At 56.7% G+C, this 18,932-nt stretch carries 17 protein-coding genes; 6 read left to right on the forward strand and 11 right to left on the reverse strand.

What is annotated here, in order from left to right; translation table 11 throughout:
- Positions 1–146: 146 nt before the first annotated feature.
- The 9 genes from RJP21_RS30465 to RJP21_RS30505 all read right to left on the reverse strand — a co-directional run bounded on the left by RJP21_RS30465 (position 147) and on the right by RJP21_RS30505 (position 9,527).
- Positions 147–2,444, reverse strand: a complete 2,298-nt coding sequence (locus tag RJP21_RS30465) for an outer membrane protein assembly factor BamB family protein (RefSeq protein WP_310862545.1) — start codon at positions 2,442–2,444, stop codon at positions 147–149.
- Positions 2,445–2,539: 95 nt separating this feature from the next.
- Entirely contained in the window at positions 2,540–3,055 is a 516-nt protein-coding gene (locus RJP21_RS30470; RefSeq protein WP_310862565.1) for a hypothetical protein, read from the reverse strand.
- On the reverse strand, positions 3,055–4,050 hold the full coding sequence (locus tag RJP21_RS30475; RefSeq protein ID WP_160045544.1) for a Gfo/Idh/MocA family protein: 996 nt from the start codon (positions 4,048–4,050) through the stop codon (positions 3,055–3,057). Before RJP21_RS30475 ends, RJP21_RS30470 begins: the two co-directional genes overlap by 1 nt.
- A gap of 53 nt (positions 4,051–4,103) precedes the next feature.
- Positions 4,104–4,691, reverse strand: coding sequence for an SLOG family protein (locus RJP21_RS30480; RefSeq protein ID WP_310862546.1), 588 nt, complete (start codon positions 4,689–4,691; stop codon positions 4,104–4,106).
- A 175-nt stretch (positions 4,692–4,866) separates the two neighbouring features.
- A complete protein-coding gene (locus tag RJP21_RS30485) occupies positions 4,867–5,502 on the reverse strand; it encodes an HlyD family secretion protein (RefSeq protein ID WP_310862566.1) in 636 nt (211 codons plus the stop codon).
- Between the two features lie 18 nt (positions 5,503–5,520).
- Positions 5,521–7,170: an MFS transporter gene (locus tag RJP21_RS30490; protein WP_310862547.1), complete on the reverse strand. Its 1,650-nt coding sequence runs from the start codon at positions 7,168–7,170 to the stop codon at positions 5,521–5,523.
- Positions 7,171–7,427: 257 nt separating this feature from the next.
- On the reverse strand, positions 7,428–8,459 hold the full coding sequence (locus RJP21_RS30495; RefSeq protein ID WP_310862548.1) for a nitronate monooxygenase: 1,032 nt from the start codon (positions 8,457–8,459) through the stop codon (positions 7,428–7,430).
- Between the two features lie 68 nt (positions 8,460–8,527).
- Positions 8,528–8,953, reverse strand: a complete 426-nt coding sequence (locus RJP21_RS30500) for a MarR family winged helix-turn-helix transcriptional regulator (RefSeq protein WP_310862549.1) — start codon at positions 8,951–8,953, stop codon at positions 8,528–8,530.
- A gap of 88 nt (positions 8,954–9,041) precedes the next feature.
- Positions 9,042–9,527: a DinB family protein gene (locus RJP21_RS30505; protein WP_160045551.1), complete on the reverse strand. Its 486-nt coding sequence runs from the start codon at positions 9,525–9,527 to the stop codon at positions 9,042–9,044.
- A 168-nt stretch (positions 9,528–9,695) separates the two neighbouring features.
- Between RJP21_RS30505 and greA the strand changes: the two genes are divergently transcribed.
- The gene (greA, locus tag RJP21_RS30510; protein WP_160045540.1) at positions 9,696–10,175 is read left to right on the forward strand and encodes a transcription elongation factor GreA; all 480 of its coding nucleotides are present in this window, start codon (positions 9,696–9,698) and stop codon (positions 10,173–10,175) included.
- A gap of 239 nt (positions 10,176–10,414) precedes the next feature.
- Here greA and RJP21_RS30515 read toward each other — a convergent pair whose 3' ends face one another.
- Positions 10,415–11,887 (reverse strand): arylsulfatase, encoded by a 1,473-nt coding sequence (locus RJP21_RS30515; RefSeq protein WP_483874810.1) that lies wholly within the window; start codon positions 11,885–11,887, stop codon positions 10,415–10,417.
- Between the two features lie 240 nt (positions 11,888–12,127).
- On the opposite strand from RJP21_RS30515, the gene RJP21_RS30520 reads away from it, so the two are divergent.
- Genes RJP21_RS30520 through RJP21_RS30535 form a run of 4 tightly spaced genes read left to right on the forward strand, consistent with a single transcriptional unit; the run spans position 12,128 to position 15,633 of the window.
- Complete coding sequence (locus RJP21_RS30520; RefSeq protein ID WP_160045539.1) at positions 12,128–12,736, forward strand: chromate transporter; 609 nt, start codon at positions 12,128–12,130, stop codon at positions 12,734–12,736.
- A gap of 26 nt (positions 12,737–12,762) precedes the next feature.
- Complete coding sequence (locus RJP21_RS30525) at positions 12,763–13,299, forward strand: chromate transporter (protein WP_310862550.1); 537 nt, start codon at positions 12,763–12,765, stop codon at positions 13,297–13,299.
- Positions 13,292–14,518, forward strand: coding sequence for an ROK family protein (locus RJP21_RS30530; RefSeq protein ID WP_310862551.1), 1,227 nt, complete (start codon positions 13,292–13,294; stop codon positions 14,516–14,518). Before RJP21_RS30525 ends, RJP21_RS30530 begins: the two co-directional genes overlap by 8 nt.
- Positions 14,519–14,559: 41 nt before the next feature.
- Entirely contained in the window at positions 14,560–15,633 is a 1,074-nt protein-coding gene (locus RJP21_RS30535) for a formylglycine-generating enzyme family protein (RefSeq protein WP_310862552.1), read from the forward strand.
- Positions 15,634–15,777: 144 nt separating this feature from the next.
- Here the strand turns inward: RJP21_RS30535 and RJP21_RS30540 are convergent, their stop codons facing one another.
- On the reverse strand, positions 15,778–16,647 hold the full coding sequence (locus RJP21_RS30540) for an AraC family transcriptional regulator (RefSeq protein WP_310862553.1): 870 nt from the start codon (positions 16,645–16,647) through the stop codon (positions 15,778–15,780).
- 227 nt (positions 16,648–16,874) lie between these two features.
- Here RJP21_RS30540 and RJP21_RS30545 point away from each other — a divergent pair, with 227 nt between their 5' ends.
- Positions 16,875–18,854, forward strand: a complete 1,980-nt coding sequence (locus RJP21_RS30545; RefSeq protein ID WP_310862554.1) for a beta-galactosidase trimerization domain-containing protein — start codon at positions 16,875–16,877, stop codon at positions 18,852–18,854.
- The last annotated feature ends 78 nt before the right edge of the window (positions 18,855–18,932 follow it).

The raw sequence follows: 18,932 nt of genomic DNA on the forward strand, positions 1-18,932 counted from the left end.
ATCTGAACAGCCTTTTGCTTAAACTCAACGGAATATGTCTTCCGAATTTCACCCATGAAAAAATCCCCTCCAAGTAAACTTTAGTGCGCTTTCTTAGCACTTGTCTACTCAAAGGGGATAATATCAGAAACGCAGGGCCTTTCATTTTACCGGCGTTCCGGCGCCCGACCCGTCCCATCCAGCAATCGTTCAAGATCCGCCTTATGATACCGCGCAAATCCGCCGTTGGAGGAACCAATATAGATGTCGCCGCCGGGACTCATATTCAGCAGTCCTTCGATGCCTCTCCGGTAATGGGTTTCGGCGAAATCGAACTGCAGGTCATGCAGCCGGCCCGCCACGCCGCCGTCTTCCTTCCGCAGCACAAGCAGATCCGAACCATACCCGATCAGAAGGTAACGCGATAGAACGGCAAAACGGGTTTTGGCCATTTCGTCCATCGTATACGGGCTTGCAGACTCAAGGGAGGTGACGGGCATCTGCCAAAGAAGCGTCCCCTTTTCGAGATCGACGGCTGCCGGCCGCCCGTTCAGCACCGCGTACAACCGGTTTCCGTCGACCGTACCGTTTACCGCCTTGCCCGGCAGCGTCCAGAGGCTGCGCTTTAGGACAACGTCGTACAGCATCGTTTCCTCGATCTTGGAAGGATCGAAGTCGTCCGCCTTTTCGGAGCGCTGCACCAAAATATATCTGGAATCGTTGGTCGTTTCGAAACGCTCCTGCGGATGCCAAGGGAATCTGGCAAAGACCTGCCCGTTATCCCCGTTCAGCAGCATCCATTCGCTGCCCGCCAGGAACCACCGGCTGATGTCGTGCTGCAGCGGCAGGCGGATATTGCCGTAGGTGGTATAAGGATTCCACTGGGGGTCTTCCTTGGCCGGACCGGCGCCGGTCACGCTCCACCGCTCTTTCCCGTTCAGCGGATCCAGCGCCGTCAGCTTCACGCCATCCTGCAGCAAGATATACGGATCTTCCGCGTCGGTTTCGAGGATTTGCTGATTGCTTTTCAGCGTCCTGTTCCAGCGCTGTTTGCCCGTTGTTCGGTCGAGCACGCTCAACACTTCGGAAGCCGGTTTCGAAGCAAGCGTTTGCTGTAAAAGGATGGCGCCTTTGGCTGCAAACATCCGAATCTGGCGTTCCTTCGGCAGCTGCTTTTCCCATAAAATACGTCCATCCTGCAGCCGAAACTCGCGAATGCGGGCTTCGTACTTTTTCTTCGCGGGATCATATTCCGTAAATACCGCCGCCGTATTGCGGGAGGCGTCCAGCGAAACGCCGAACATCCCGAATCCGGCGTCCGCCTGCCACAGCTTTTGCCCGGTGCTCCGGTCGACGGCATAAACGGAAGACGCGTAATGCATACCGCTGAATCCGCCGTCATCCCCGTTGACGAGCAGCACCCGATCGGTGGCGCCAATCAGGTAGGCGTAATTCAAGTTCCCTTGGTTTCTCCATGCCGGCTTGGCTTGAATCGTCGCTGGAATGGGCATCGTCCGAAAATCATATGTAAACCGGTAATCGCTGCCCGCCGTTCTGTTGAGTTCCAGCTTTCCGTCGGCGGGAAGGATCCATTTCCAGGCGGCAAGCCTGCCTTCCGGGGAAAAGGCGACCGCCAACTGGGCCTGCGGACGTTCATAACGCCAAGTGATGCCCAGCCGCATCGGTTCGCCCAGCTCCGCCAGATTGGCCGACCGCTCCTTCACGTCAGGGGCGCCCAGCAGCTTCTGCACATTGGCCGCGCTATCGCCCTTTTCGAGCAAAAATTCGGTCAAGTTCCTTGCAAGCTCATCCGGCACGCCGGAATCTTCGCTTAAAATCCCGGTCGCGATTGCGCTTTTCGAAGCGATCGCCTGCGTGTTCATCCAAAGCAGCACGGGTCTGTACACCCGGTCATCCCCATGCCATCCTTGGGGGCTGACCATCACGGCCGTCCAATCCTTCCACTCCGCCAGCGCAACGAACTTCATGCCCTGCTCGGGCGGGGCCCATTTCAAGCCGCTCCCCGGCGCGAGCGAAAGCTTGGTATCGGGCTTGACGGCGACATATGACGGCGAAACATCGACGATCGACTTGGCCGCATCCGACGTATACCAGCGGGGAATCCAGCGGCTGCCTTCCTCATTCGAAACCGTTAAAACAAGATCTCCGGAAGCGGAGCCCGGCGAATTTCCTGCGGCTCCGGACGGTTTTACATTTGCCGATTCCCCTGTTAACCCGTATCCCGCTGCTTTTAGATCCTCCCACCTGGAAGCGCTCGTGAGCTGATCGGCAAAATAGGGCGTTTTATAACGAAACACAAGCTTGCTTGCAGGCTGAACCTGCTTTGACGCGGACGCTGCGGAGGATGCCGCCATCCCCGCAGTGCCGGGCACGCTGAGCAGCATCGCGGAAGATGCCGCAAGAACCGCCGCGCCGGCCAAAAGCTTCAAAGGTTTTAATCGCATAACGGAACCACCCTTTTTAATAGATTCCCATGACATATGAACCTTCAGCGTAAAACGTTCCCGTGTGTGCGTCTTAACATGCTGCTCTATTTCCGTTAAAAGCGTTCGCCAAGCTCCTTCAATGACCTCAGCACGTAATCGATGAGCTCCGGCAAATCTCCCATCTGTTCCTCGTCGATTTTTCGCCTGAATCTCAGCTCGGCTTTGTTCCGACAGCCGTTCCATTCATCCCCATATACTCGGGTTAAGGTTTGAACAAGCGGAATATCCGGCCAGATCGTTTTTAAGATCCGTTCGATTTCGGCGCATTCCGTCTCGGCTTCCGTCACGTTCATCCCGAACCCGATCCTCAGCCTGCATCCCGGCCTCACGTCTGAAATCTCCAAAATCTCGGCGGACAAATCGGCCAAGGACGCCTCCAACCCGATCTCGGCAACAACCTCTTGTCTGCCCGCCAATTCGAACCTGATGGCAAACTCCCGGGACATGACGGACATTTCAAGCCGGTCGTCGCGGCCGATGATCCGGATCAGGCCGTCGATATTATCGAGATCGTACAATTGGTTTTCAAGGGCCACCTTAAGATTCTCGAAAATCGTCGGATCGAACATCACCATGGGTCCGCCGCGTATTTCAGTCCAATCTGTTTACGCGCTTCCTCCATCACCTCGGCGACCGCAAGCGACGTTTCGTGCGAATTGATTTTGCTGCAGCGCTTGCCGCGGCGAATCATGCGAATAAATTCCTCCAGTTCGTAATACATCGATTCATGGATTTGCTGCTGGGTCAATTCTTCCACGCTGCCGTCCCGGTACTGAATTTTCACGTCGTACGGCTGGTTGATCCGGTCGATGACCATCGTCCCGTTTTCCCCTTGAATTTCGGCGGGCAGGAAAGAATCGGATATTTTCGAATACATGACGACCGCATCCATTTCCGGATAACGCATAATGACGCTGCCTTCCCCGTCCACGCCCGAAGAGAGCATGATGCCGAACGCCTTGACCGAATCCGGTTTGCCGAATAGGGACACGAGCGGATAAATGCAGTAAATGCCCAAATCCATCAGCGCCCCGTTCGAAAATTCCGGATTGAACGCATTCAGCACCGTGCCCTGCTTAAACGCGTCGTAACGCGAGGAGTATTGGCAGTAGCCGGCAAAATAACGGCGCACCTGGCCGATTTTATACAGATTTTCTTTCATGATTCTGAAGTTCGGCATCAGCGTGGATTTCATCGCTTCCATCAGCACCACGCCGTTGGCCTCGGCCGCCGCGATCATTTTCCGCACCTCGCCGCTGTTCGAGGCGAGCGGTTTTTCGCACAGCACATGTTTGTGGTGGTTCATGAACAAAATCGCCTGCTCCGCATGAAGCGAATTCGGGCTGGCAATATACACGGCGTCGATCTCATCGCTTGAAGCCATCTCGTTCAAATCGGTATACACCTTGGGTTCGCCGAACTGGGCCGCGAATTCGCGCCCCTTTTCCTCCGTGCGGGAATACACCGCTTTCAGCTCGAAATCGTCATTCTCAAGTGCCGCATGCAGAAAACGTTCCGTAATCCAGTTGGTGCCAATCGTTCCGAATCGGATCAATCCAATCATTCCTTTCCCCATATATCAGGATATTGCATGAAATGAAATACCGTTTGCAGCCCTCAGCCTTCACCCATCTCCTGTCCCGCCGCATCGTCCCAGCCGGATGCTTCCTCATCCGCCAGGCTTTGAATATCTTCGGTGCCAATGCTAAGGTAGCCGTAACCTTCTTCCTGCTGCAGCTTCAATGCGCGTTCCTTGTAGAACCTGGCGCTGCTGCCTTCACCCGTTTCCTCGTCGTATACGAGAAGGATGCCGTCGGTTTTGCGGAACAGCAGATCGTCCCTGGCCCTAAACTGCCACGGCCCGCTGTAAGGCTGGCGGCTGACCGCCCCATAATAATCGATTCCCTGCAAAATCCGGTTGTAGTACTCTTTTTTGTCTTCCTTCCAGTTCTCTTCGGGATGCTCAAAAGCCGTGATGATGGCAACTCTCAGGTCGGGGTACTGCCGCTTCAAGGCAATCGCCGCCTCGCAGGCCCATAAATCGACCCCGTATTGACCGGGCGAAATCACCCATTCCAGCCCTTCCTCGGCCAGCTGAACAAGCTTGGCGGTGACGGCTTTTTGAATGTACGCGATTCCCGGGTGCTTTTGCCCGAAGATGTTCAGCTCATGCGCGCGGTATCCCGTTACGAGCACGTTTTTCATCGCAAACCCCTTATTTTCCGTTAAATTCTGACTTGCTTCGGGATTTCTGCAAAATCCTCTCTATCGCTTTCCTCCTATCATACCCCGATTCTTTCGGTGATTTCCACTGGTATGTCGGAGATTGAAGCAAAAAGAGCCCTGCATTTCCCTATGGAAACGCAAGGTTCTTGAATCGTTACAGCGAGATTTTCACTTCGGCGTTCATGCCGGGCAGCACCTTGGACGACGCCTGGTTGATCGTGATTTTGACGGGAATCTTTTGCGTCACTTTCGTGTAGCTGCCTGTCGAACTTTGCTGCGGAAGGACGGAAAATACGGAATTGGTCGCATATCCGATCGATTTGACCTCGCCTTCGAAGGTGGCGTCCGGGTCCCCGTCGACCGTAACGTCCACGCTTTGGCCGATGCGAACGTCCTTCAGCCGGGTTTCTTGGATGTTGGCGATGACGTACAAATGATCCATGTCCGCTTCCTGCGCCAGCACCTGGCCGGCTTGCACCGGCACGCCCGCATGCGCGTCGTTTTTAATGATTTTGCCCTTCATCCGGGAGCTGATCGGGACGACCTTCGTGCCGTCTGACACGCCGCCGACGATGTTTTTGTCGCTGACGTCGGTTCCCTCCTGAAGGTTCCAGCTGGTCAGCACGCCTTGGGCGGGAGCAACGACGGGCATCATGTCGGCAGCCACGACGGCGTCCTCCGTTTTGATGAAGTTGGTTTTTTCGTAATAAAAGTAGGCGCCTGCCGCTATAAAAAAGCAGATGACGAGCACGCCCACAACATTGGCGATGATTACTCGGGTACGGCTAATCATATCGATCGTTTCTCCTTATTTCGTAAAGTGTATGGCGCTTGGCGCCAGATCGGCTGATTCAGGTTTCGGCATCATCAGCCGCTTTTCTTTTTGCACAAGCGATCTGCCTTTGCCGGTGACGATTTTCCCTACCGAGGCCAGCAGCATGATCACGCCCACGCAGGCCATGATCGTAAACAGATGGTGATAAGCGCCCAAAATCGCCGCCCTTTTCGTATGAACGATCAGTTCATAGGAGGCCATGCTTTGGGCCTGGGCCGCTGGAAGCCCTTCATTGATGAGGCCGCGGGTCATTCCTGCGATTTCCGATTTGGCCTCGCCGCCAAACAAACCGAGACGGCTGCGGATTTCTTCATAATTGACGGCGTTCTGCCGCGTTAAATACCACCCCAGCAGCGGCGTCACGACCGCCCCGGCGAAATTGCGGATCGAATGCAGCGTGACCGATCTCATTGAGGCTTGGTGGATATCACCAGCTAGAGCCGTCCCCAGCGCTCCGCCGACAAGCACCATGCTGACGCCGGCCCCGAGCAGCGCAATTTGGAAATACAACGCGTTCAAGGAAATTTCCGGCCCCATGCCGCGCCACTGCAGGCTGACGTAAATGACGGCCAACGAACCGGCCAAGCCGAGAATCCCGGCGCCCAGACGGTCAAACAGCAATGTTTTCAAAACGGCCGTCACCACGATGCCGACAAAAAACCAGATGTAAAAATGAACGAGATACCGGTACGGCAGGTTCAGGTTATTCCGCAAAAAGCCGTTGATCCCCGCAATCGCCAAAATGAGGCAGACATGCGAGGCGATCGCCATCACGGTGCCTGACACGGGTTTTGGCGCCTTCAGCGTTCGGAACGGAACAAGCGGCGCCGGGGATTTGAGATCCATGATGATAAACAGAACCAGAAGCATGCCTGCAACGGCCAAAAACGGCCAAACGTACAGCGAAGCAAAGCCTTTCTCTACCAAATTGCACAGCGGCACCGTCAGCGAAAGCATCAGCGCGGCAAGCAGGAACAGGTTGAACTTGCCGACAGGCTGCGTCTCATGTTCTTCCTTCCCGTGCGGCAATCCGATAAAGCCGACCATCAGGCACAGCACCGCCGAGACGATATTCAAAATAAACAGCCAACGCCACGCGCCGACGGTGAGCGATACGGAGCCGAAGATGGCGCCGACCGCGCTTGCCCCGAACAATCCGATAATAACCATGAGCAGAAAGAAGTTGCGGATTTTATTGGGGAACGACTTTAAACTGACGGGCAAAACGGTCAAGAACAAACAACCCGCGCTTAACCCCTGTATAGTTCTCCCGATCGTCAAGGAAACCGAATCCCCTGCAAACACGTTGACCACGGAGCCGGCGAAAAATATCGCGACAAACAGGAGATAGTTGCTCCGCAGCCCCCATTTCCGGGTAAATACAGGGCCCAAAGGAACGCCAAGAGCAAAGGCGATGTTGGACAAGGTGGAGGGGAGCAGGAGATCGTTTGAACTGAGATCGAGGCCGTTCTGGATAATGACCTGATTCATAATGTAAGACAGATTGATAAAATACTGCGGACCGATCGCAAAGATCGTCAAAATCGAAATGATCAGGTACGACGGCAGCGGCATTTTGACCGATTCGGAGACGGCAGCTAGACGGCCTGACGATAATTTCATCAGACTCCTCCTTTCGTGTAATGATCCCATGGCTGCGCGATTTCTTCCTGAAAAGATTATATGTTGCAAACAGCAAGTTGTATTATACAATATATATTTTTGAACATGCAATAGTCATTTTTTTCATGGGAAGGCGAAAATCCCCCTGCAAAACAGGGCCCCAGGGATTCGATACCGAGTCAAGGTGCTTTGAGGGGGGATGTCGGAAGGGGTAAGTGCTTTAGATTAAAAAAACCGCCCGCAGGCGGCATCCTTGATCAGCTTTGACTTCCTTGAAATTCTGACATCAGTTCCCGGATAAGCTGTGCTGCGGGAACGGCCCGCGCCATCCGGTAGCCTTGGCCGGCCCAAAGCGACATCCATTCGGCACTTCCGCGCGCCGCGGCTTCCTTTCGGAGCTGCTGCGTCAGGTGATGCACGTGAGGGTACGCGGCCGGGGCCAGCGCGTCATAGGTTTCCATGAACCGGTTCACGAGCCCTCTCGCCTTCCTGCCCGTAAACGCGCGCGTAATGCGGGTCGACGTAAATCCCGGATCCGTTAATGCCTGCCGGTATGCGGGGTTCGTTCCGCTTTCCGGGCATAAAAGAAACGCCGTCCCCAGCTGCGCCGCGTTTGCGCCCGCGGCAAGGACCGCCCGGATCGCCGCTCCGTCCATGATGCCTCCGGCCGCAATCAGCGGAACATCCGTCATCTTTCGGACGAGCCGGAGCAGCACCAGCAGGCCGTAATCTTCCTGCGGCTCCGGCGCGTTCGAAAAAGTTCCCCGATGGCCGCCGGCTTCGGCCCCTTGCACGCATAACGCGTCGGCGCCCGCATCCAGCGCCGCGGCCGCTTCCTCCGCGCTCGTAACCGTCACGACCACTTTGCTTCCGCCTTCCTGAAGCGTTTGCACGACTTCCCTGGCAGGGCACCCGAACGTAAAGCTGACGACGGGAACCCGCTCCGCCCGAACCAATTCGATTTTGCCTGGATAGGCATCGTCGTCATAGACTGGCGCGCCCAAGGAAACGTTCAGCTTTTCCGCTTCTTTCAGAAGCTCTGCGCGATATGCTTCCACAGCCTGTTGATCCGCGGTATCCGGGCCGGGCACAAACAGGTTGACGCCGAAAGCGGCCGCGGTTTGTCCGCGAAGCTCCTTGATGTCTTTTTCCAGCCCTTCGACCGTTTTGTAACCCCCGGCCAGAAAACCCATCCCCCCGGCGTTCGACACAGCCGCCGCCAAGGTTGGGGTCGATACTCCGCCTGCCATGGGCGCTTGTATAATCGGATATTTCAAGATTTCCAACATCTCTTCCATCCTCCCATGCCAAAAACCGCCCCGGCTGCGAACGTTTCCGGGCGGTTCGTTGATAAGCGTCATTTATTCCACGCTTTGAAATCCCGGTTCAGCCGGGTCAAATTGTCCCGCAGCTGCTCCAGTTCCGCGGGAGACCAATCGGAAAGCATATCCGCATAGGCATCGTAACGCGCTTGTTGCACCTTGCGCAGAATGTCCCGTCCTTCAGACGTTATTTCCACCAAGCTGATCCTGCCGTTGTTCGTATCCGGATAACGCCGGATATAACGCTTTCCTTCAAGCGCAGCCACCTGGCGGCTCGCCGTGGACAAATTCAGCAGCAGCTGATCGGCGAGCGCGTTGATGGCCAGGGGGCTGTATTTTTCCAGCTCGCTCAGCAAAAGATATTCTGAGCGGTCAAGACTTCCGAGCTTCGGGCTATGGGCCGTCGTAAGCCGCACCAGCAAAGCGATTTCATATTCGATCAAATGAATCGGAGCATCCATAGTACCTCATCCGCCTCCTTATGCTGCCCGGATTCGAAGCGGAACAGCGTCAGGAACAGTATAGCACAAAGGCGGGGGGCAGCTGAATTCAGCCGGTGATGCCTGAAGCCAGGCCGCGCCCGATTAGGTTGGCCGACACGGGTTTTCTGCCGATTTCGCGCGACCATACCGAAAGTTGGCCGATATGGTGGATTTCATGGGCGATCATATGCCGCATGACTTCTCCCCACGTAAGGACCCGTTCTTTGCCGTCCCCGCCGATGTCGCGGTACACCAAGTCCTCCAAGCCGTCGTTCCAGTTCAGCACGAACGCTTCCACTTCGGGGCGGAAAACGTCCTCCAGCTCGCGGACCCGCCGGATGCTCCGATAGTTGTCGAAGCTTTCATCGAAGTCGCTTTTGCCCTGCAGTGAGCGGATCCAGCTCCACTCCACGTCGATGACGTGAAACAGCGTGTGCAGGATCCCGCCGACGCCGCCGGCGCGCTTTGCTAGCAGCTCGGCTTCGCTAATTTCTTCGCACCACTTCAACCATTCCTCGCGTACGGCCCAGTTGTATTTAAACATCGTTTGCAGAATGCATTCCTCCTTAAATACGGGATGTTTTTCGCAAGCTCCCTTCTATGTGAAGTATAAAGGGAAACCGTGCCGCACCGGCAAGAAAGTTTGGTTATAACGATAATTTTCCGGATATTTCGTTTTAGCCCGCATTTCGTGTACAATTTAGGAAAGAGGTGTTGCGATATGTCCAACGAAAACGAAGAAATCATTTTGACGCCCGAAGGTTTGGAAGAACTGAAAGCAGAGCTTGAGGAGCTGAAAACCGTAAAACGCAAAGAGCTTGCGGAGCGGCTCAAAGTGGCGATCAGTTACGGCGACCTGAAGGAAAACAGCGAATACCATTCCGCCAAGGACGAACAATCCTTCATGGAAACCCGGATTTTGATGCTGGAGAAAATGCTGACCAAAGCCCGGGTCGTCAAAAGCATCGACGCTTCGGTCGTCAACGTGGGCTCCTACGTCAAGCTGAACGATCAGGAGTTCAAGGAGATCGTGGAATACCGGATCGTCAGTCCGGCGGAGGCCGATGTCCAAAACAACAAAATCTCTTATGAAAGCCCGCTCGGCAAAGAGCTGATCGGCAAAGCCGTCGGCGACGTCGTCAGCGTGTCGGCACCGATGGGCGTGATCCAGTATGAAGTGCTCGAAATCCGCGCCAAATAAAGCATCTGCGGCGCCCAACGCATAAATGCGCCAAAGGCAAGAGCCCTGCCGTTTCCGGATGGACGGAAATCAGGGCTCTTTTTTATGCCTTCAAAGCCAAGTCTTGCTTGTCCGCGAATGCATCCCGCCTGCCGTTGGGGTCATGAGGGATTGGGTTTTGCCGGAAGCCGTCAACGGCTTGAGTTGCGGTGCCGAAAGCGGCGGCGGGACCGGTCTGGGCATAACAGCTGCCTTTTCGGCTACGCGCGGATATGCGAAAGCACCGCCAGCGGCTTACGGCCGACGATCAGCCGCTCGCCGTCCGAATATCCCTCTTCGCGTTCCTTCAATTCCTTAATCAGAACCGACCTCCAATGGCGCACACGGTCCTGGCAATCTTCATCCTGCACCGCATTATGCAGTTCCTGCGGATCTTCGCCGAGCAGAAAAAACTGCTCCTCGCCGGTTTGGGAAAACCAGACGTATTTTTCCTTGCCGTCCGTTACCCAGTGGTTGGACTGGTTGCCCTGCGAATGCTCGCCGTGCAAATAGGTCCGCCAGGCGGCATTTTGCACCTCGGTACGGGCAGCCAGCTTCAGCACGCTGTCCCCATCCACCGAATCGGGGACGGGAACACCCGCCGCATGAAGCAAGGTCGGCATAATGTCCCGCATCTCCACGACCTCCTGCACCACTTTACCCCGCTGCAGACCAAGCCGGTTTCCCGGATCGTTTACGATAAACGGCACCCGCGCGCTTCCTTCATAAGGCAGCGATTTGCGGAATAGATGATGGTCGCCCATGAGCTCCCCGTGGTCCGACGTAAACAGGATGACCGTATCGTTCAGCTCGCCGTATTCCGCCAGCACCTGCATAAAGCGGCCGATTTGATGGTCGATATGCGTAATAAGCGCATAATAAGCCGCCGTCGCTTTTTTAAGGCGCCGTTTCGGAACGATGCCTCTGCTTGCCGTCGGACTGTATCCTTCCAAACCGGGATCGTTCGTCATCGCCCAATCGCCGATCGGCGGATCGGGGATCTCCGCATCCTCGTACATATCCAGGTAAGCCTGCGGCGGATCAAGCGGCGAATGGGGCCGTACGAAGGACATCCACAGAAAAAACGGTTTGCCGGGATCGCGGCGGCGCAGGAAGTCGATCGATTCGGTGACGACCCAATTGGTCGGATGGAGCTTTTCCGGGAGGTGCCACGGGCGGGCCACCGCCGAGGCGTTGCAGTCCAGTCCCAAATCGGTCAGGTCCGCCCCGGGTTCCTGCCGGCGCAGCCATTGCAAATAATCGTCCACTTCGTCATAATGCTCGCTGACCGGGATGCTGTATTTATTCCGGTTATGATGCAAATAGCCGTCATGCAATACGACGTTGTGAAAACCCATCAGGTTTCTTGCGGGGTACACATGCATTTTGCCGACGCATTGCGTGTGGTATCCGGCCTTCGCAAATTCCTCCGGCAGCGTGTGATCGTAATTCCACGGCACGCGGTCCTGGTAACCGACACGCCCGTGACCCGCTTGCGACTTCCCGGTGAAAATCGCCGCCCGCGCCGGGATGCAGGATGGCGTCGCGGAATAGGCCCGGTCGTATCGGACTCCGGTACGGGCCAGTTCATCCAGATTCGGCGTCTCCACGACCGGATGCCCGGCAATGCTTAGGCAATCGTAACGCATTTGATCCACGGTAATGAGCAAAACATTCGGTTTTTTCCGACTCAAGCCAATTCCCTCCCATGAAATCAGAAATCAAAAATGAATCATAAAATTGCAACCGCTATCAATTCCATTTAACCTCCATTTTGAGAAAAAGTAAATAAATCCCCTACTATCTAAACGATGCGAAAGTGATATTTTCCGGCTCACAGCAGAAACGGGACTTTTCTTTATTCCAAAAAGAAATAAAGTGCGATATACTGAAGTCAACATCGCAGGACGACAAAGAAAGAAGGAAATCCGATCATGAAAGCCAGCCGGGAAAGCCAGCTTCGCCTAAGCGGAAAGCTGTTCGCTTCATTTTTGAAAATAGGACCCACCACCTTCGGAGGAGGTTACGCCATCCTGCCGGCGATCGACAAAGAAGTCACGGAGCGTCGCGGATGGCTCGGCTCCAAGGAGATGAGCGAAATTACCGCTCTTTCCGGCGCGGCCCCCGGCGGCATCGGAGTCAACGTGGCCGCTCTTGTCGGCTACCGTGTCGCAGGCATACCGGGACTGCTTGCGGCCGTTGCCGGCATTACCCTGCCGACCATCGTCATCATGCTGATCCTGTGCGGGGCGGCCGCGGGCTTCAGCCAAAACCGCTACGTGCAGGCGGCGCTGCACGGCATCAAACCTACCGTTGTCGCCTTGATCGTATATGCGGCGGTCCGCATGCGCAAACAGGCGCTGAACCATTCCTTGGCCTGGGCGGTCGCCGCCACCTGCCTCGTTTTGCTTCTGTTCTTCCCCATTTCGCCCCTTTTGGCCCTGGGTATTGGCATCGTGATCGGGTTGGCGGCCAAAGCCGCTGCCCCGTTCAGCCAATCGTCCAAAGCCAAGCCGGAAAAGGGCGAACGCCGTTCCTTGTAATTTTCGGACAGAGAAGAGGAAAAAACATGCTGCTGGAGCTATTTTGGACTTTTTTTAAGATTGGATTTATGTCCTTCGGGGGCGGTTACGCCATGCTGCCGGTCATTGAGCACGCCGCGCTGAAGGAAGGCTGGATGACGGCGGAGCAATTTACGGAAGCGATTGCCGTCTCCGGCATGGCGCCGGGACCGGTGGCGATGAACAGCGCCGTGTACGTCGGCTATGCCGCCGGCGGATGGATGGGCAGCCTGATCGCGTCGATCGGGATCGTGCTGCCTTCCGCCATCATCATGTTCCTTGTTGCTACGGTTTTTTACCGTGTGTATGATAATCAATGGGTGCAGGCGGCGCTGAACGGCATGAAACCGGCCGTGATCGCCTTGATTGCCTATGCCGCTTACACGATGACGATTCATTCCGGTTTTATCGCCGGTTTTTCGGTGAGCACGTTTGCCAGCATTGCCATTTTTATCGCCGCCCTGATCGCTATGATCCGTTTCCGCGTGCATCCGCTGGCTATGATTATCGTTTCAGGAATAGTGGGGATTGTTATTTATGCCTAACGACAAGAAGCAACGAATCGATGCGGCGAACCGTATCCCTTCGCCCAAAGCGAAGGAACTGTTCCGGGACATCCGCCGCATGCAGGAAATCGCCAAAAACGATTTGCTGGCTTCAAGCGGGCTCACGGTCAGCACATTAACGCGCGTTCTGGATGAGCTTGTCTCGATCGGAGTGATCACTGAAAGCGGTCTCGGAGCCTCCACCGGCGGACGGCGCCCGATCCTTTACCGGGTAAACGGCGGTTACGGCTACTCGTTCGGACTCGATATTTCACGGGTGTCCTCCCGGCTTGTGCTGCTTGATCTCGCCGGAAACAAAACCGATGCCAAAGAATGGCGCATGACGGAAGAGACGACGCCCGAGGCGCTCCTGAAGCAGGTGGCCGCGCAAGCCGGCGAGTGGATAGACAAGCATCACATCGCTTGGGACCGGATCATCGGCATGGGCGTAGGCGCCGTCGGGCCGCTGAACAGGGAGGACGGAATCATTGAGGATCCCGAATGGTTTGCCGCTCCGGGCTGGAACCATGTGCCGATCGTGCGGATGCTGGAGGAGCGGCTTGGCTTCCCCGTCCTCCTGGATAACGGCGCCAACACGGCGCTGATCGCGGAATCCTGGGCGAACCGAACCAAAAATTTCCGCCATATGCTGTACGTTCACGCCGGAACGGGGCTTCGCCTCGGCATGATGACGGACAACAAGCTCATTCACGGCGCCGTCGATATGGAGGGCTCTTTCGGCCAAATGATCATCCAGGCGGACGGCCACCCTTACCGCACGCCGCAGGGCAACTACGGGGCGCTCGATTCGTACGCGTCGGTTTATGCCATTGAACGCGAGGTCAACTCGAAGCTGCGGATCGGCCGCGGCAGCGTTTTGCGGCAATGGCTGCCGCCGGGGGAGCCGGCCAAATACGAGGACATCATGCAGGCATTAAACCGGATGGACCCGATGGTGACGGAAACCGTCACGCAAGCGGCGGCGTATTTCGGCATCGGCCTCGCGAATTTGCTGAATATTTTGAATCCGGAAAAAGTCATTTTGGGCGGGCCCCTGATGACCGAATCCAATTTGTTTTTCTATACGGCCACCCAAACGGCCATCCGCAAAACCTATCATTATCCGAAATACCAGGTTATTTTCAGCAGGGGCACGTACGGCGACGAAGCGATCGCCATTGGAGCCGCGCTGATGATGCTGAATCAATTGACCGTTTAAGGACGTTCCATTCACTTTGTACCGAGAGAGGAGTTTTCGCCATGTCAGCCGAATCCACGTTCGGATTATCCGACCATCCCCATCGCGAACCGCAAGAACACCAGCCTTCTCCCTGCTGCGCGGCCAAACGAAGTGCCGCCGCCGCTTCTTCCGGATGCGGTACGCCGCATAGGGAGCAGGAAAGCAAGCAAGCTGAAACGCGAACCGCAGCAGCCTCTAACCCGGCGAACGATTCGGCGGCGAAAACCTTGCGGCCCGATCCTTCTTCGTGGCCCGTTATTCCGGAAGGCGACTATTTGCTGGGCACCGACGATCAGGAAGGTTTTCCTTCCGATGCCGAAGGGCCTGCCAGACGGGTGCGCGTCAAATCGTTCCGCATGTCGCCGTATGCCGTGACCAATGCCGACTTTACGGCCTTTGTCGACAGCACGGGCTATGTGACGGACGCGGAGAAATTCGGCTGGTCGTACGTATTTCATCTGCTGATTGCCGATCCCGGTAAAGTCGCCATCGTCGGCTCGCCTCAGCAGACGCCGTGGTGGCACGGGGTCGAGGGCGCCTGCTGGAAAACGCCGGAGGGGCCGGGAAGCGGCATCGCGGACCGGATGAACCATCCGGTCGTGCATGTCTCATGGAACGACGCCAAGGCTTACTGCGAATGGGCCGGCGTCCGCCTGCCGACTGAAATCGAATGGGAGACGGCGGCCCGCGGTGGACTGGAGGGCAAACGCTACCCGTGGGGCGACGTGCTTCGTCCGAACGGGGAGCATCGGTGCAATATCTGGCAGGGGGTTTTCCCGACGAAAAACCATGCCAGCGACGGCTATCTGGGCACGGCGCCGGTAGACGCTTACCAGCCGAACGGCTATGGGCTGTATAACGTCTCCGGCAACGTCTGGGAATGGTGCGCCGACTGGTTCACGCGCGATCCGGCCCGGCGCGGTTCGGCGGAGCGGCCGGAAGGGCCCGCGGAGGGAGAAGCCCGCGTGCTTAAAGGAGGCTCTTATCTTTGCCATCATTCCTACTGCAACCGTTACCGCGTGGCGGCCCGAAGCGGCAACACGCCGGACAGCTCGACGGGCAATATGGGCTTCCGCGTAGCCGCGGATCTATGATGTTCGGCCGGAACGGTTCCGCCGATTCCAGGAGGACTGGGCTTTTTACGCTTTTTACGGCTCGCCTTCCGCATGGCGCGCAATTTTTCCGCTGCCTGATGCCGCGCATGATAGACGTCCGGCCGCAGCCATGACGGCCGCATTTTATAATTGGCGCTGCCTTTGGATCCGGTATTGTCCGGGCGTGATGCCCATGCGCTCCCGAAACAGCCTGCCGAAAAAGCTGGCATTCGGGATGCCGACCCGTTCGGCGATTTCCTGCACGGACAGGGTCGTCTGGGCCAGCAGCGTCACCGCATGGGAGATGCGGAGATGATGCACGTATTGAAGCGGCGTCATGCCCGTATGCTTTTTCATGCAGCGCGTAATATGGTCGAATTGAAAATGCAGCGCCTCTTCCATGCTTTTGGAATGGAAGGGTTCGCTCCAATGGTTTTGCAAATACAGGACCGTTTCCTTCGCCAACGCGGACGAACGCGACGCCTGCCTTGCTTTCGCTTCCGTCTGAAGCGTCTCGAGCAGCTCGCAGAACAACGTTTGCAGCTGCAGCGAATGCTCCACGGACAGCTGCGCGTTCAGCTTCACCATTTGGCCGAGGACAGGCAGCAGCTTACCGAAGGGGATGTCGCCATGCTTCGGAAGATACATCGTCTGGTCGGCCGGCCTCGTATCGCTGTCCCGGCCTTGCGGCAGGACGGCAGACCACGGAATCTCCTTGGCGTCCAGCTTGCGCAGCGCTGCGGGGTGTTTGAAATGCACCCAATACACCTCGGTTTCTTCCGTGCAGGGGGCGCTGCCGGCATGGGTTTTGCCCGGCTCCAGCACAAGCATTTGCCCCCCGCCGATGGCGTACTCCACCCGATCCTCCCGCATATACATGGCGCCGCTTTTCACAAAAATGACGTCATACACATCAAACGACCTTTCAAAATGGCAGTTCCCCGGCACCCACATCGCATGTCCGACGGTCACCAGCGACGGCAGCGGCGGAATCGCAAGCTCCAGGCATTCCATCCCATCCCCTCCCCTGTTTCATCGATATCGTTTTAAGCCACCGCAACCGGCAAAAGCTTGAAAACGGAACCATTCTGTTCTATATTAGCATCCCTCTTGGTTCCGGTCACGGCTTGAAGGTCGATATCGTGCGATATAAAGTCGCTATTTCGCGTAGTCCGCCGCCTTTGTTTTCGTTACCTTTAGGAAAGAAACTACTTTCAGGTAAACAAGGAGGACGTTTTGCGATGCGTTTTCGCCAGGTACATCTCGATTTCCATACGTCGGAAGCGATCGACTCGATCGGCAGCCAATTTGAAAAAGGACAATTTCAGCAGATGCTGAAGCTTGGGCATGTGGATTCCATCACCGTTTTTTCCAAATGCCATCACGGATGGGCCTACCACCCTTCCGAAGCGAACCAAATCCATCCGGGGCTGTCTTTTGACCTTCTCGGGTCGATGATCGAAGCCGCCCACGAGATCGGCGTCAACACTCCCGTCTATTTGTCCGCCGGCTTCGACGAACGGCTCGCCGCAAGCCATCCGGAATGGTGGGTGCGCCCGCGCCACGGCGGCGGCGGGGATCTGTTCACGCCCGGCTACCATCTGCTTTGCCTGAACACCCCTTATCTGGACATTCTGCTCTCCCAAATCGCCGAAGTCGTCCGAAACTACGATGCGGACGGCATTTTTCTGGACATCGTCGGCGTGAGGGATTGCTACTGCGCAAGCTGCGTCGCCGAAGCGCGCGCCGAAGGAATCGATCCGCGCGATACGGAGAGCATGATGCCGTTATGGGAGCGAACCTACGCGAACTATACCCGGCGCGTTCGGGAGACGGTCGACGCCCATCAACCGGGCTTGCCGGTGTTCCACAATGGCGGCCATATCCGGCGCGGACGCCGCGACCTGGCCGGGATGAACACCCATCTCGAGCTTGAATCCCTGCCGACCGGCGGCTGGGGTTACGACCATTTCCCGCTGTCGGCGCGTTACGCGCAGCCGCTTGGGATGCCTTTCCTCGGGATGACCGGAAAATTCCATACGACCTGGGGCGAATTCGGCGGATATAAACATCCGAACGCGCTCCGTTACGAAACGGCGCTCAGCCTTGCGCACGGAGCGGCTTGCTCCATCGGGGACCAGCTCCATCCGCTGGGGCGCATGGACGAAGCGACTTACCGGCTCATCGGCAGCGCCTATGAGGAGGTCGAAGCAAAAGAAGCATGGTGCCGGGATGCCCAAAATGTCGCCGACGTGGCTCTGCTTTCCGTCGAAGCCGCCGGCGCGCATGCGGCAAGCGGAGGGCATGACAGCTTTACCGGTCAGGCCGATGCGGGAGCCGTTCGGATGTTGTCCGAAGGGAACATTCTTTTTGACGTGGTGGACCTGGAAAGCGATTTTGACGCCTATCCGGTCCTTATTTTGCCGGACCACATCCGCATCGATGAGCCGCTGCATGCCAAGCTGTCGGCCTACCTCGCGCAAGGCGGACGGCTGCTGGCGACGGGGGAATCGGGCCTAAGCGCCGACCGGGACGGTTTTGCGCTGGATTTGGGCGTTCGCCATATCGGAGCGAATCCATACCGTCCGGATTATTACCGCCCGCTCCACCCGCTCGCGAGCTTGGGCGAAGCGTCATTCGTTTTTTATTCCGAAGGCCAGCGCGTCGGGCTGACCGAATCCGGAACCGAGCTTGGGCGAAGGGAAGATCCTTATTTTAACCGGGACGCGTTTACGTTCTGCTCCCATCAGCATACGCCAAGCAGCGGCCATGACGGCGGGCCGGGCATGGTCGAAAGCAACAACGGCATCTATATCGCCTGGAACGTCTTCGAAGATTACGCCGCAAAGGGAAGCCTTGTGCTGAGAGAGACCGTTCTGTACGCGCTCGGCCGCCTGCTGCCGCAGCCTACGCTGCGCACTTCCCTGACAGCCCAGGGCACCGTCACCCTGCAGAAGCAGGCTTCGAAATCCCGCTACGTGCAGCATACGCTGTACGCGTCGCCGGTAAAACGGGGACAGGGCGTAGAAGTAATCGAGGACATTCTGCCGGTATACCACGTATCCATGGAGCTGCGCATTCCGGAACAAGTCCGCCGCGTTTATTTGGCGCCGCAAATGACGCCGCTCGAGTTCCAGCAGGACGGAGAACGGCTGAGGTACGTCATCCCTGAACTGGAATGCCATCAGATGGTCGTGCTGGAATACGGGGAACCTAAGTAACGCCGGGGTTTCCGGCCCAACACGCATTCCGTCCGCTCGAGATGTGTCACCGGCAACGACAAAGAGCCGTCCTCAAGG

Origin of the sequence: Paenibacillus sp. VCA1 (assembly GCF_031583795.1) — a bacterium.
In the GTDB taxonomy this organism is placed as follows: domain Bacteria; phylum Bacillota; class Bacilli; order Paenibacillales; family Paenibacillaceae; genus Paenibacillus_AQ; species Paenibacillus_AQ albilobatus.